16 protein-coding genes and 1 other RNA gene are annotated in these 13,641 nt (G+C 60.2%); 9 read left to right on the forward strand and 8 right to left on the reverse strand.

The window, feature by feature from the left end; genetic code table 11:
* The 5 genes from NQF87_RS06470 to NQF87_RS06490 form a co-directional block, all read right to left on the reverse strand.
* Positions 1-814, reverse strand: an 814-nt coding sequence (locus NQF87_RS06470) for a TIGR00282 family metallophosphoesterase (protein WP_266127614.1), incomplete at its 3' end; no start/stop codon positions are given.
* 10 nt (positions 815-824) lie between these two features.
* Complete coding sequence (locus NQF87_RS06475; RefSeq protein WP_266127615.1) at positions 825-1,394, reverse strand: 5-formyltetrahydrofolate cyclo-ligase; 570 nt, start codon at positions 1,392-1,394, stop codon at positions 825-827.
* Between the two features lie 12 nt (positions 1,395-1,406).
* A non-coding RNA gene (ssrS, locus tag NQF87_RS06480) (6S RNA) lies at positions 1,407-1,566 on the reverse strand.
* A gap of 101 nt (positions 1,567-1,667) precedes the next feature.
* Positions 1,668-2,060: a cell division protein ZapA gene (locus NQF87_RS06485; RefSeq protein ID WP_266127616.1), complete on the reverse strand. Its 393-nt coding sequence runs from the start codon at positions 2,058-2,060 to the stop codon at positions 1,668-1,670.
* 5 nt (positions 2,061-2,065) lie between these two features.
* The gene (locus tag NQF87_RS06490) at positions 2,066-2,305 is read right to left on the reverse strand and encodes a hypothetical protein (RefSeq protein ID WP_266127617.1); all 240 of its coding nucleotides are present in this window, start codon (positions 2,303-2,305) and stop codon (positions 2,066-2,068) included.
* A 122-nt stretch (positions 2,306-2,427) separates the two neighbouring features.
* On the opposite strand from NQF87_RS06490, the gene NQF87_RS06495 reads away from it, so the two are divergent.
* Both NQF87_RS06495 and NQF87_RS06500 read left to right on the forward strand, forming a co-directional pair.
* Positions 2,428-2,799, forward strand: a complete 372-nt coding sequence (locus tag NQF87_RS06495) for a hypothetical protein (protein WP_266127618.1) — start codon at positions 2,428-2,430, stop codon at positions 2,797-2,799.
* Between the two features lie 40 nt (positions 2,800-2,839).
* Positions 2,840-3,421, forward strand: coding sequence for a thiamine phosphate synthase (locus tag NQF87_RS06500; protein ID WP_266127619.1), 582 nt, complete (start codon positions 2,840-2,842; stop codon positions 3,419-3,421).
* Between the two features lie 27 nt (positions 3,422-3,448).
* On the opposite strand, the gene NQF87_RS06505 is transcribed toward NQF87_RS06500, so the two are convergent.
* The 3 genes from NQF87_RS06505 to epmA all read right to left on the reverse strand — a co-directional run bounded on the left by NQF87_RS06505 (position 3,449) and on the right by epmA (position 5,586).
* The gene (locus NQF87_RS06505; protein WP_266127620.1) at positions 3,449-3,910 is read right to left on the reverse strand and encodes a hypothetical protein; all 462 of its coding nucleotides are present in this window, start codon (positions 3,908-3,910) and stop codon (positions 3,449-3,451) included.
* A 239-nt stretch (positions 3,911-4,149) separates the two neighbouring features.
* Positions 4,150-4,545: a hypothetical protein gene (locus NQF87_RS06510; RefSeq protein ID WP_266127621.1), complete on the reverse strand. Its 396-nt coding sequence runs from the start codon at positions 4,543-4,545 to the stop codon at positions 4,150-4,152.
* 54 nt (positions 4,546-4,599) lie between these two features.
* Positions 4,600-5,586, reverse strand: coding sequence for an EF-P lysine aminoacylase EpmA (gene epmA / locus NQF87_RS06515; RefSeq protein ID WP_266127622.1), 987 nt, complete (start codon positions 5,584-5,586; stop codon positions 4,600-4,602).
* A 129-nt stretch (positions 5,587-5,715) separates the two neighbouring features.
* Between epmA and NQF87_RS06520 the strand changes: the two genes are divergently transcribed.
* The 7 genes from NQF87_RS06520 (at position 5,716) to lepA (ending at position 13,640) form a co-directional block, all read left to right on the forward strand.
* On the forward strand, positions 5,716-6,780 hold the full coding sequence (locus NQF87_RS06520; RefSeq protein WP_266127623.1) for a lysine-2,3-aminomutase-like protein: 1,065 nt from the start codon (positions 5,716-5,718) through the stop codon (positions 6,778-6,780).
* 130 nt (positions 6,781-6,910) lie between these two features.
* Positions 6,911-7,477 carry an elongation factor P gene (gene efp, locus NQF87_RS06525; protein ID WP_266127624.1) on the forward strand — a complete coding sequence of 189 codons (567 nt, stop codon included), beginning with the start codon at positions 6,911-6,913 and terminating at the stop codon, positions 7,475-7,477.
* A 2-nt stretch (positions 7,478-7,479) separates the two neighbouring features.
* Positions 7,480-8,307 carry an inositol monophosphatase family protein gene (locus NQF87_RS06530; protein ID WP_266127625.1) on the forward strand — a complete coding sequence of 276 codons (828 nt, stop codon included), beginning with the start codon at positions 7,480-7,482 and terminating at the stop codon, positions 8,305-8,307.
* A gap of 112 nt (positions 8,308-8,419) precedes the next feature.
* On the forward strand, positions 8,420-9,145 hold the full coding sequence (locus tag NQF87_RS06535) for an OmpA family protein (protein ID WP_266127626.1): 726 nt from the start codon (positions 8,420-8,422) through the stop codon (positions 9,143-9,145).
* A complete protein-coding gene (locus NQF87_RS06540) occupies positions 9,142-10,785 on the forward strand; it encodes a MotA/TolQ/ExbB proton channel family protein (protein ID WP_266127627.1) in 1,644 nt (547 codons plus the stop codon). The genes NQF87_RS06535 and NQF87_RS06540 overlap by 4 nt, the downstream gene beginning before the upstream one ends.
* A 2-nt stretch (positions 10,786-10,787) precedes the next feature.
* Positions 10,788-11,756 carry a peptidoglycan -binding protein gene (locus NQF87_RS06545; RefSeq protein ID WP_266127628.1) on the forward strand — a complete coding sequence of 323 codons (969 nt, stop codon included), beginning with the start codon at positions 10,788-10,790 and terminating at the stop codon, positions 11,754-11,756.
* A gap of 81 nt (positions 11,757-11,837) precedes the next feature.
* Positions 11,838-13,640 (forward strand): translation elongation factor 4, encoded by a 1,803-nt coding sequence (lepA, locus tag NQF87_RS06550; RefSeq protein ID WP_266127629.1) that lies wholly within the window; start codon positions 11,838-11,840, stop codon positions 13,638-13,640.
* The last annotated feature ends 1 nt before the right edge of the window (position 13,641 follow it).

Here is a 13,641-nt window from a genome sequence, read left to right on the forward strand (position 1 = left end):
AGAAGTTTGGCATGGAGGACAACAAATCTCCCCCCTGACGGAACGGACAGACCCTGATGGCCAGACCCGTCGCATCATCCGTCTCCACCATCAGGCCGGAAACAGTCGCTTTCCCTCCCGCAGGCTGGAAACGGTCTGTCGGCACCTTCTTGAGCATCTTGCGGATGGCGTTTTCCTTTTCCATGCCGATCACACTGTCATAGTCACCGCACATGCCCGCATCCGTCTGATAGGCCGTCCCCCCTTTCAGGATACGGTGATCGGCCGTCGGCACATGGGTATGCGTGCCCACAACAAGCGACACCCGACCATCATAGAGATGACCGAACCCCATCTTCTCACTGGTCGTCTCGGCATGAACGTCCAGCACGGCCGCATGGATGGTCCCACCCAGACGATGTTTTGCCAGAATGGTATCCACTGCCCTGAACGGATCATCCAGCGCATCCATGAAGACCCGCCCCATCACATTGATGACCAGAACCTTCCGCCCACAGGGCAATGTGACGACACAACTCCCATGCCCCGGCGTTCCTTCAGGATAGTTGGCAGGACGGACAACAGCCGGAAGCTGGTCCAGCTGACCGATCAGGTCTTTCCGGTCCCATGCGTGGTTGCCCAATGTGATGGCATCCACGCCACCATCCAGCAGGTCCCGTGCGATCTGGGGGGACAGGCCGAAACCATGAGACGCATTCTCCGCATTCGCCACGACCATGTCCAATGACAGCTGCTCACGCCAGCCCTTCAGACCTGCCAAAACAGCGTCCCGCCCCGAGCGGCCAACAATATCTCCCAGAAATAACAGCCTCAAAATCTATCCCTCATTCATCTTCCACATGGATGATCTCACGTTCCGTCACGATGACGGGCAATCGCTGGTCATGCTCATCCATCGGCAGGGCATCCCTTTCCTGCGCTGCCAGACCATATCCTATCAACTCAGCCTGCGGGTAAAGCGGCAGGGTGCGATCATAATAGCCGCCCCCATAACCAAGCCGCCCCCCCTTCCGGTCAAACGCCACCAGAGGGACCAGAATGACATCCGGTGCCTTCCGCGCCCCGGCCGAATGACATGTGCCGATCCGCCCCTTCTTCATCGGGGCACCATCCCGCCATTCCCGGAAAACGAGAGGCTGCCCTCTGGGTGTCGTCTCTGGCAGAACGATCTGATAACCCGCCCTTGCCAGCTGCCTGCAGAATGGACGCAGATCGACCTCTCCCGGCAGAGGCCAGGTCGCCGCCACGACCGAAGGGCGACGCTGATGGATCACGCCGAGAAGATTGGCAACAAGCTGACGGTTCTGCCGCGGCAGGACAGGCCGACGGGACGCCAGAACATCCTGCCGGATGGCCTTCTTGTCCTGATCGGATGAGGGAACACGCTGAGCCATAAAATCCGTACTGGTGAAGCCGCCTTGGCCGTTGGTCTCATCAGCCCTCCCGGACCTGCTAGGGCAGGTGGGCACCGGTAATAACGTGACCACAGCCACGACAGAGCCAGTTCCCTTGGAAGTGCTTATCGGCCCAGAGGTTGATCGTGCCTGACGCACCAGGCAGCTCCGGGACTTATATTGCACCTCTGCCCGACTGGACACAAGCACCGGAGCACCGCTTTCTTGCTGATCATCCTGATGACAGCCATAGCCGCTGCATATAGGCGATGATCAGCCCCTGGCTGCTTTCTTTCCCCTGTTCTCCCGCTCTTCTGAAGATTTAAGCCCTTCCTCCACACGCTGGAGCAGGCTACTTGCTACATCGGCGGCATCAGCAAGCCTACCAACGATCTGCCTGTAGGATGCCTCGATCTGACAACTACGCTCCACCAAGACACGCTCTTCCTCAGTTATATACTTTTTATGAGCCTCAAAAAGCTCATCAGCCATAAGCAGCGCCACCATGAACAGAGCTTCACCATCGCCCCGCGGTCCCAGTGTCCGGCGTACTTCATCAAAGCGTTTCGAAATGGAGGCGGCCAGCTCTCTCAGATGATCTTCTTCACCATCCTGGCAGCCAACCGTATAATTGAGTCCTCCGACCGGAAGCGTTACCTGCGCCATAACTCTTATTTATCCTCCTGCCCTTCAGGGGGTGCCATGGCCTCGGCCCTGTCCGCACGCATGTCGAGCAGTTCACGCAGCCGGACTTCCAGCGCATCAATCCGTGCCAACAGGGACTGTTTCATGTCCCGCTGCCGAATCCGCTCGGACTCAACCTGAATCTCCTGCTGTTCCAGGGCAAAACCAAGCTGAACCAGAGTAATCTCCAATCTCTCAAGGTCCGGATTTTTCTGCACGGCACTCATTTAGCTTTCCTCCTGCACTGACATCCCTGCTCTCATGACCTATGATGTGTACTCCCGTCCATGGCAGCATCCACCGCACATCCCCACATCAGGCGCATAGCCACCCTCTACATGAAACCAAAATGACCTATCCTCACGAGACGTCAAGCATCTTTTTCCCGCCCTTCCCCCACCCTTTTGTCACCATTTCCACCCGACAGACCCTTCTGCAGGCCCAGCGGCATTTTGCCGGACAGCCCTTCACAGCCGTCTCCCCCCCCCATGCCGGGGCCAGCCTGGGGATCGACTGGTGGCTTCACGTGACGAAGGGACTATCCTGCCCCTCCGTGCTGGACTGCGGGGCCAGTGCCTCCCTGGCTCTGGAGGCTCTCCACAGGGGCATTACAGGCGTCATATGCCGGGACTTCCGGGCGGGCCTGCCAGCCGACATGAAAGACCGCCTCTTCTCCCAGCGGCCTCCCTGTGAAGACCGTCTCGCACTGAAAATCATGTAATACTGGTCAATGAGGCCGCAATCTGTCACACCTGAAGATCATGAACCACTGCGATCTCTACCCCGTCATTCCTTCCCTCCACGCTCTTGCCGAGCTTCAGGAGCAGCTGCCTGCCCTGCTGGCCCATGAGGCTGTCACCGCCCTGCGGCTCTGTTTTGACAGCTCGCTAAAGCAGGACCAGCTGGAGACACTCCGCCAGATGGCCTGGGGGCATGACGTGGCACTGATTCTCGCCCCCGCTGGTCTCGGCCTCCTGAAAGATGTTCCCCTGAACAGGATTGACGGCGTTCACCTCACCCGTCCGGCCGATGTCAAAACGTTCGCCAGCCGTAAGGACTGCCCCAGAGACCTCCAGATCGGCTGCACCTGCCAGACACTGGATGATGCCATGTCAGCCGGGGAACAGGGAGCCGACTATATCTGCCTCCCCGCTTCCGGCCCTTCATCCCTGACACAGTGGAGCCTCTTTGCGGAACTCCCTTCCGTAGCTGAAGACGTACGCACGGCAGATGAAGCTCTGGCCGCCATACAGGCCGGAGCCGACTTCCTCGCCATCACGCTGACACCGCCAGCCGGCGAGGCCCTGTCCCGCTTTGCCACTGTGAGTGCCGCCCTGTCCTGACCGGGCGACCCCAGTCTGACCTCACAGTCACTGATACGGAAGAATCGAATCTGTCACGTACAGGACGCCGTTGGACTGCGGATAGCCATTTCCAACCAGCGTCACTGACCCGTCCCTGCCAATGACCTCTATGTTGCCGAACACCGTCGGCTTCAGGATCACGTCATAGCCCGGCCCAGCAAGGGTCGGCACCTGTATGCTGCCTTTCCTGGCCGTCTTGCGCTGGATTGTCGGCAGGTCCCAGTGCCCCACAAGGATCATCTGCCCCACAAAGCCCTTCAGGAAGGTCCGACGGGCCGGTCTCATGAGGTCTGGCACGGCCTGATGCTTGTAAGCCTCGAAAGGCTCATTCGGCACGGCCAGCACGGTATATTCCCTGCTGCCTGTCAGATACGGCCAATAACCGGCCCGTATAATGGCGGCCTCAAAATCGGCCAGCTCAATCGCACCAAGAATGTTATCACTCAGCGGCCTATCTTCATAGGACATTACTGGAGGCACATGATACCGCACCCATGGATTAGGCGGATCACCGACCGGCTCCGGTCTATATCTGTCATGAATACTCTTTGCCTCTGGCAAAATTTCCCCACGAGTGGACCCACGCACGCCCGTGGGATCCTGTCTGGTCAGCACACTATCCCGGCACCCAACCAGAGCAGATAGGGCCACGCAGGCAACACTAACCATAAGCAGGGACCGCCCCCCACGAAACCAATCTATCAAACTCAACATCCACCCCCGTACATTTTCCATCCCACAACCCTGTCGCCCACCACTTCAAATGTCGTCCGACAGGTAGAGCTATAATAGCTCGGCGGAACGTTAGGCCCGCCCCAGCCACCATAACCATAACCGCTTCCCCAACCCCAGTCCCAACTAGAATAGCCGGGAGAATATTGAGTTTCCGTCTCGATATAAGAAAGGAAGTTATGCCCTTGCACGTCATATGTACGAGCAGGCACACCAAAACGGCGCAGCACGTCCACGGTGGACTGCCCGACCATGCTGTTCAGCACCTTTGGCTGCTGAAGTGCCGGTGTGGAACACCCCGCCAGCACCATGACGGTACCCAGCACCATCCCTTTCACCCACATGGCCGGACCATCGGCGTAACGTCTCATACCCTTCCTCCCGGCATCATCAAGCCCGCACATCTTCATCAGGACTGTTCTGCGTCAGCTTAACCAAAGAATCTCTTCAAGACGAGGGGCACCCGTCGCCAGCATCACGACCCTGTCAAAGCCCAGTGCAATACCGGAAGTCGACGGCATGTCAGGCAGAGCCTCCAGAAAGGCTTCATCCAGCGGCCAGTCCTGTTCCGGCGTGATCTGGACCCGCCGTGCGCGGTCTGCTTCAAAACGCTGACGCTGCTCCTGCGGGTCTGTCAGCTCCTCAAAGGCATTGGCCAGTTCCAGCCCGGCGGCATAAAGTTCGAAACGCAGAGCCACCCGTGGGTCAGCCGGATCACGCTTTGCCAGAGCCGCCTGCTCGACAGGCCAGTGCGTCAGGAACGTGGGCCGCTCCCGCCCGATATGCGGCTCGATCTTTTCCAGCAGAAGACGGAAGAAAAGGTCTTCCCAGCTCTCTCTATCCCGCAGCTCAACACCGGCATCACCCGCCAGACGGGCTGCATCCCCGGTGCTGGCCAGCAGGTCCACCCCGACATGACGGGAAAAAACCTCCTGCATCGTCAGACGCTCGAAAGGCTGCATCAGGTCCAGCACATCCTCCCCATAGGACAGACGAGGCGGCAGGATGGAGCGCAGCAAATGTTCCGTTTCATCCATAAGGGACGACAGGGACGCACCGGGCCGGTACCATTCCAGCATGGTGAATTCCGACATATGGGTCGCACTCCGTTCCCCGTTCCGCCAGACACGGGCCAGCTGGAACAGAGGCTGCCCGGTTGCTGCCACAAGACGCTTCATGGCGAATTCGGGACTGGTATGGAGATAACGGGGCTCTGATGTTCCGTCAGGATGCTCCAGAACCGTTCTGAAACAGCGCAGATGCACCTCTTCCCCCGGAACAGGGACAGCATAGGGCGTCTCGACTTCCAGATAGCCCCGCCCTTCGAAGAAAGCCCGCACGGCCTGCACCATCCGGGCACGCCGCCGCAGGAATGGCAGACGGTCCCGTATCCGGGCTGTTGTCTGCACCATGCTGGACCGTTCCATCATCACCCTCCCTCTGTCCCGAACAGTCATGCCTCTTCATGAGGCAGGCCCTCATGGCGGCACCATAGCAGAGTTTCCTTGCGGAAAACCGTCTCCTTTCGCTAGAGCAGCCTCATGCAAGACCCTGCCTCATCTTCCCCATCATACAAGACCCTCCGCAGCACACGGTCACTTCTTGAGGCAGACCTCATCACGCCGGAACAGGTTCCTGCACTGGAGGCCGTGGCTGACCGCTATGCCACCGCCATTCCCCCGGCTTTCCAGAAGCTCATCACCAGCCCGGATGACCCGATCGGACGGCAGGTCATTCCCGATGCACGGGAGCTGCGGACCATGCCACATGAAAATGAAGACCCGATCGGTGATGACGCCCTTTCCCCCGTTCCCGGCATCGTGCATCGCTATGAAGACAGGGCACTGCTCAAGCCCCTGCTGATCTGCCCGCTCTACTGCCGCTTCTGTTTCCGGCGGGAACATGTCGGCCCGGATGGCAGCCTGCTGGGGGAAGAGGCACTGAAAACCGCCTTTCACTGGATCGAGACACATCCACAGATACGGGAAATCATCCTGACGGGTGGAGACCCGCTGATGCTCTCCCCCCGCCGGATGAAGCACATCATCCAACGTCTGTCTTCCATCGACCATATCGACATCATCCGCATCCACAGCCGTGTGCCAGTTGCCGCCCCGGAACGCCTGACACCAGACCTTCTGGATGCGCTGGAGACTGACCGTGCCCTCTGGATGGTCGCCCACATCAACCATGCCCGGGAATTGACGGAACAGGCCCGTCTGGCTGTCCGGCAGATGCTTGGCCGGGGCATTCCTGTCCTTTCCCAATCCGTCCTCCTCCGGGGCGTGAATGACACGACTGAATCGCTGGAGGCCCTGCTGCGTGCGCTGATCGCCGCCCGCATCAAGCCCTATTACCTCCACCATCTCGATTCCGCCCCCGGCACGGCGCATTTTCATGTTCCGGTGGAAGAAGGCCGTGCGCTGCTGGAAAGCCTGCGGGGCCGGGTCTCCGGTCTGGTCTGGCCGACCTATGTCGTGGACATTCCCGGCGGAAAGGGCAAGGTGCCTCTCGGGCCGGATTATCTCGTCAACTCGCCCTCTCATGAAACCTCTGCCCCCTCTCAGGCACGGGGACCGGATGGAAAGCACTATCCTTTTACCTAGAGCATACAGAGGGAGCTTGCGCCCGCCCCATCGACACGGCTAGAAGTCTCCCAGAGCTTCATCGCTTCCGCCCTGATGGCCGGAAGCCTTGAGCAATACCCGATCTTTTGCATGTACATCAGGAGCTGACATGAAACAGCAAGCCAACCTCATCCGGGCCGGGCAGGTCATCGAACATAACGGCCGCCGCTGGACCGTTCTCAAGCAGCAGATTCTGACCCCCGGCAAGGGCGGTGCGTTCATCCAGGTGGAGATGCGTGACCTTTCCAGCGGCAACAAGAGCAACGAGCGGTGGCGTACGGCTGATACCGTCGAGCGTCTCATCACTGAAGACAATGACTACATCTATTCCTACATGGATGGCGACAACATCGTCCTCATGGACCCGGAGACATTCGAACAGACCATGCTGCCGAAGGACATCCTTGGTGATCAGCTCCCCTTCCTTCAGGACAACATGACGATCAGCGTCAAGCTGGTTGAGGGCGACCCGGTTGCCGTCACCCTGCCGCCGCAGGTCACGCTGGAAATTGCCGAAGCCGATCCGGTCGTCAAGGGCCAGACGGCCAGCTCCTCCTACAAGCCTGCCGTTCTCTCCAATGGCGTGAAGGTCATGGTTCCTCCCTTCATCGAGGCCGGTGAACGCATCGTCGTGCGCACAGATGACGCCACTTACGTCGAGCGTGCCAAGGACTGATCATGCGTCTTTCTCCCCATATGGCCGTCATGCAGAATACCGCACAGAAAGCGGCGCGGTCCCTCCTGCGTGACTTTGCCGAGGTCGAGCAGCTTCAGGTCAGCATCAAGGGACCGGGGGACTTTGTCTCCCAGGCCGACATGCGGGCCGAGAAGACCATCCGTGAAGAGCTGGCCCGTGCCCGCCCCGGCTATGCCTTCCTGATGGAAGAAAGCGGGGCCTCCGGTGGTGACAACTGGACATGGCGCTGGATTGTCGACCCGCTGGACGGAACCTCCAACTTCCTCCACGGCATTCCGCACTGGGCCATTTCCATCGCCCTCCAGCGTCGCCACCCGAATGGGGATGTCGAGCTGGTGGCTGCCCTCGTCTATAACCCGGCCTCCCATGAAATGTTCTGGGCGGAAAAAGGCGTCGGGGCCTTCCTCAATGACAGGCGCATCCGTGTTTCTGCACGGCGCAAGCTGTCAGAAGCCATGTTCGCCACGGGGATTCCCTTTGCCAAGGTTCCGGCCCAGTATCGTCTGCCCTTCGGCCGGGTGCTGAGCAGCCTGATGCCCAAGGTTGCCGGCATCCGCCGCTGCGGTGCCGCTGCACTGGACCTCGCCTGGCTGGCCGCCGGCCGCTATGAAGGCTACTGGGAGCTGGGGCTGAAGCCGTGGGACTGCGCCGCCGGCCTGCTGATCGTCCGGGAGGCCGGTGGTCATGCCACGGATGTTGAGGGCAACGACCTCGGTGCCCTTGATGATGATGTCCATGTGGTCGCTGGCAACCAGCACTTTCATGCGCCCCTGCGGGAGCTCGTGCATAACGCCCTCACACAGGACTGACACCTCCGCCATTCCGACAGGAGCCGGGAGCTGCCTCCCCGTCCGTCATGGTGTCCATCACGGCCCCACCATGACGATTGCAGGATGCAGCTCCTCCGCATAGGATGCAGACATGAAGAACCGTCCCGCCTTCCTCTCTTCCCTGCTTGTGGCACCTCTTCTGGCAGGGCTTGCCGCACCGGTCGTCGCACGGGCGCAGGTTTCCACCAATATGGATGCCCTGCCTGATGCCTCACCTGAAGAGCCAGCCAGCCAGCCCGTCCAGCGCAGCCATGCGGCAGCTCCGGTTCATCATGACACCACACCTCCGCCTCCCCCCACACCACCGGGCTATACACGGGTTCCCAGCATTCCCGCCGAGGCTCCGAAGCCAGCCGTCATAACACCCCCGGATTTCCCGGTCGTACTGCATCCGCCTGTCCCGGCAGCGGTCGTCCAGCCTGAAAAAGACAGCAACAGCCAGACCGAACCGCTACAGCCCGATGCCCTGCGTATCCTCTTCGACACGAACAGGACGACCATGAACGCTGCCACCATCGAGGCCATCCGCCATTATGCCGAGGAGATGGCACCCCAGACGGAGACCCGCTTCGTTCTCCGCAGCTATGCCGCCGTTCCGGGCAATGACATCTCCATGCCCCGCCGTCTGGCTCTCTCCCGTGCCCTGGCCGTACGCAGCCTGCTGATACAGGCAGGTATTGCCACGACACGCATCTATCCCATTGCCCAGGGCCGTCCGGACAGCACCGACACCGCACCGGCGGACCGGCTGGACATCCTCCCTGAAGCCAACCCGGCCCCTTCAGACGATTCTGAACAAGGAAACGCGGCACCATGACACGCCCGACCCGTTATCTCGTCCGTATCATTGTCTTTCTCCTGATCATTCTGGGACTGGCCTTCTCCCTGCGGGATGTGCTGGTTCATGCCTTCATGGTCAATCCGGGGCTGGATGGTGTCATCATCGCCATTCTCCTGCTGGGCATTCTCTGGAACATCCATCTGACTGTCCGCCTCTTCCCGGAGGTCCGCTGGGTCAACATCCTGCAGCAGCCACGGGCCGGGCTGAAAGTGCCGGAGCCGCCACGCCTTCTCTCCCCCATGGCCCGTGTGCTCCGTGCCCGGCGTGAACAACCCGCCCGGCCCGCCTTCTCCACCCAGACCACACGGGCCATGCTGGAAAGCCTTGAAGCCCGCATGGATGAAGGACGGGAAATCTCCCGTTACATCACGCAGCTCCTTGTCTTTCTCGGTCTTCTGGGAACGTTCTACGGGCTGATCCTGACGGTACGGTCCGTTGCGGATGTCATAAGTGCCATGCCGTCTGGCGGGTCCGACCTGTCCGCCATGTTCGAGCATATCAAGGGTGGACTGGTCAGGCCGCTCGGGGGCATGTCCACGGCCTTTTCGGCCTCCATGTTCGGTCTGGCCGGGTCGCTCATCCTCGGCTTCATCGACCTGACGGCCGGACAGGCACAGAACCGTTTTGCCAATGAAATTGAGGAGTGGCTGGCCGACCAGACCTTCCTCGATGCTCCCGGTGGCGACGCCGAGCAGCAGGCCGGCAGCTCTGCCCGCTCCCAGGAAGAAAGTGCCGCAGCAATGGGCGCATGGCTGCCACGGGTGCAGGATTTCATGCGGCTGACGACCGAAAATGTCGCCCTGCTCCAGCAGAACATCACGATGCTGCGCCACATCATGGAAACCAGCGAGGAAAACAACGCCAAGGTCATCCTCGGCCTGCGTGCCCTGAATGAGAACATCCATAAGCTTGGCGGGGCAGCCGCCCATCAGGGCGATACACTCCTGCACAGGGGGCAGACAGCCATTCTCGGCAAGCTGACGGAGATCAGCGACATTCTCCATCAGAATCATGCGACAGAACCACATCTGCCCGTCACCGCTCCCCGTGAAGGTCAGGGGTCCCTCATCGACAAGCTGACACGAATCAGCGAGTCCCTCCTTCATCATCGTGAAGCCGCCTCCCCTGCCCAAGATGAAGAGCTGCGCAAGGGCCAGGCCGCCATCATCAGGAAGCTGACGGAGATTGGTGAACATCTCCGCACGGATGAAAGCATCATCGAGGAACAGGCCGCCGTCATCGACCGGCTGACGGAGATCAGCGAAAATCTCCGCAACAGGCGGGAGGATGATGCCATCCATGAGACGCAGCGTGCCACGATCATCAACCGGCTGACAGAAATCGGTGACCACCTCCGCAGCCACCGGGAAACAGCACCGGCACCGGACCTCTCCTACCTCCAGACTGTTCTCCAGCAGCTTGAGGAAGGCAGCCAGGCCACGGTGAAGGCCATGCACTCCCTGAGCAGAAGCGTCAGCCAGCGTCACTTCGAGGACCCCGCCGTCACCCAGCTCCTTCAGGACATGGACCGGCAGCTGCTTGGCCTGCGTCAGGACATTGTCATGCTGGCCAGAGGCGAGCAGCCAGCACATTCCGCCCCGCATAAGGAGGGCTGATCATGGCCCGCCGCCGTCACCGTTCCGGCTCGATCAACGCATGGCCGGGTTATGTGGATGCCCTCTCCTCCCTGCTGATGGTGGTCACCTTCGTGCTGCTGGTTTTCGTGCTGGGGCAGGAATTCCTGTCCGCCACCATCACGCAGAGGGAACATGCGCTGGAAAATCTGAAACAGGAGCTCAGCCACCTCAGTGAGATGCTGTCCCTCAGCGAAGCCAAGGTAAAAACGCTGAGCAGTGCCGAGCAGGAAGAGCATGCCCTGGTGGCCACGCTCAAAGCCCAGCTGGATGACAGGCAGCACCAGCTGGACGAAGCCCAGAGCCATGCGAAGGAGATTGAAGGGGCACAGCTCGGCAGCATTGCTGACCTCTCCTCCCAAATCACGGAACTGACCCGTCAGCTCCAGGCCGTTTCCGCCGCACTGGACCTGGAAAAGAAGAATGAGGTGGACAAGGATGCCCGCATCGCCGAGCTGGGGCAGAAACTCAATTTTGCCCTGGCAGACAAGGTCAACCAGCTCCAGCGTTACCGGTCCGAGTTCTTCGGCAGGCTGCGGGACATCCTGAAGGGCCAGTCGGGCATTGCCGTTGTCGGGGACCGGTTCGTTTTCCAGTCCGAAATTCTCTTCCCCAGTGGCAGCGCAACCCTCACGCCTACGGGCCAGAAACAGATTCTCACGCTAGCCCGTACATTCCGTGAAGTAGCCGCCACCATTCCGTCTGATGTCCCGTGGATTCTGCGGGTCGATGGTCATGCAGACCGTCAGCCCATCCGCTCGACATTCCCGAGCAACTGGGAGCTATCGTCCGCCCGTGCCATCACGGTCGTCAAGACCCTGATCGCCAACGGAGTGGACCCGCATCACATTGCGGCAACGGCCTTCTCCGGCTACCAGCCGCTTGATACCGGCACGAGTCCCGAGGCTCTGGCCCGCAACAGGCGAATCGAGTTCCGCCTGACAGACCGTTAACCCTGCCCCGGCGGTGGAGAGCATCAGCCTCCACCGCCCACCCTGCTGACAGAACCTCCAGAATCACCTAATTAGGGCGTCATGACCGACACACCGCTTCACCTCATCCGTAATTTCTCCATCATCGCCCATATTGACCACGGCAAATCGACTCTGGCTGACCGGCTGATCGAAGCCTGCGGTGCCCTGACCGCCCGTGAAATGAAAGGGCAGGTTCTTGATTCCATGGAGCTGGAGCAGGAACGCGGAATCACCATCAAGGCGCAGACCGTCCGGCTGACCTATCCCGCCAAGGATGGCAACGTCTACACGCTCAACCTCATGGACACACCCGGCCATGTGGACTTTGCCTATGAAGTCAGCCGCTCCCTGGCAGCCTGTGAAGGGTCACTTCTGGTGGTCGATGCCTCGCAGGGGGTCGAAGCGCAGACACTGGCAAACGTCTATCAGGCGATTGATGCCAACCATGAGATTGTCCCCGTTCTCAACAAGATCGACCTCCCGGCCGCCGAGCCGGAGCGGGTCCGTGCCCAGATCGAGGAAGTTGTCGGCATCCCGGCTGATGATGCCGTGGAGATCAGTGCCAAGACGGGCCTGAACATTGAAGGGGTTCTGGAAGCTCTCGTCCAGCGTCTGCCCGCCCCCAAAGGCGATGCTGAAGCCCCTTTGCAGGGGCTGCTGGTGGACAGCTGGTACGACAGCTATCTCGGCGTCATCATTCTGGTCCGCATCAAGGAAGGCCGCCTGAAACGGGGTGACAAGATCCGCATGATGCAGACCGGGGCAACCTATCATGTCGATCAGGTTGGTGTGTTCCTGCCCAAGATGAAGTCGGTTGATTCCCTCGGTCCAGGTGAAATGGGGTACATCAATGCCGCCATCAAGACCGTAGCGGACTGTAATGTCGGTGACACCATCACGCTGGACAACCGCCCGGCGGAGAAGGCCCTCCCCGGCTTCAAGCCGTCCGTGCCGGTCGTCTGGTGTGGTCTCTTCCCGGTCGATGCGGATGATTTCGACAAGCTGCGGACCAGTCTGGGCAAGCTGCGGCTGAATGACGCCTCCTTCCATTTCGAGGCGGAAACCTCTGCGGCCCTCGGCTTCGGCTTCCGCTGCGGGTTCCTCGGGCTGCTGCATCTGGAAATCATTCAGGAACGGCTCTCCCGTGAGTTCAATCTGGACCTCATCGCCACTGCTCCTTCCGTCGTGTACAAGATGCACATGAACAACGGCGATGTGGAAGAGCTGCACAACCCAGCCGACATGCCGGAAATCAGCAAGATCGACTATATCGAAGAGCCGTGGATCAAGGCCTCCATCCTCGTGCGGGATGAATATCTGGGGTCCGTCCTCACCCTCTGTACCGAACGCCGTGGCGTGCAGATCGACCTGACCTATGTTGGCGACCGGGCCATGGTCGTCTATCGCCTGCCACTCAATGAGGTCGTGTTCGATTTCTATGACCGCCTGAAGTCCCTCACACGGGGCTACGCCTCCTTCGAGTACCAGATGGATGGTTATGAGGAGAGTGATCTGGTCCGCATCTCCATCCTCGTGAATCACGAGCCGGTGGATGCACTGGCCTTCATCGCCCACCGCACCGTGGCCGAGACACGGGGCCGGGCCATCTGCGCCAAGCTGAAAGACCTCATCCCCCGCCAGCTCTTCAAGATCGCCATTCAGGCCTCCATTGGCTCCAAGGTGATCGCCCGTGAGACGCTGGGGGCACTTTCCAAGGATGTGACGGCAAAATGTTACGGCGGTGACATTTCCCGCAAGCGCAAGCTCCTCGAAAAACAGAAGGAGGGCAAGAAACGCATGAGGCAGTTCGGCAAGGTTGAAATCCCCCAGAGTGCCTTCCTTGCCGCCCTGAAAATGGACTGAC

Origin of the sequence: Bombella dulcis, assembly GCF_026385505.1 — a bacterium.
Lineage (GTDB): Bacteria > Pseudomonadota > Alphaproteobacteria > Acetobacterales > Acetobacteraceae > Bombella > Bombella dulcis.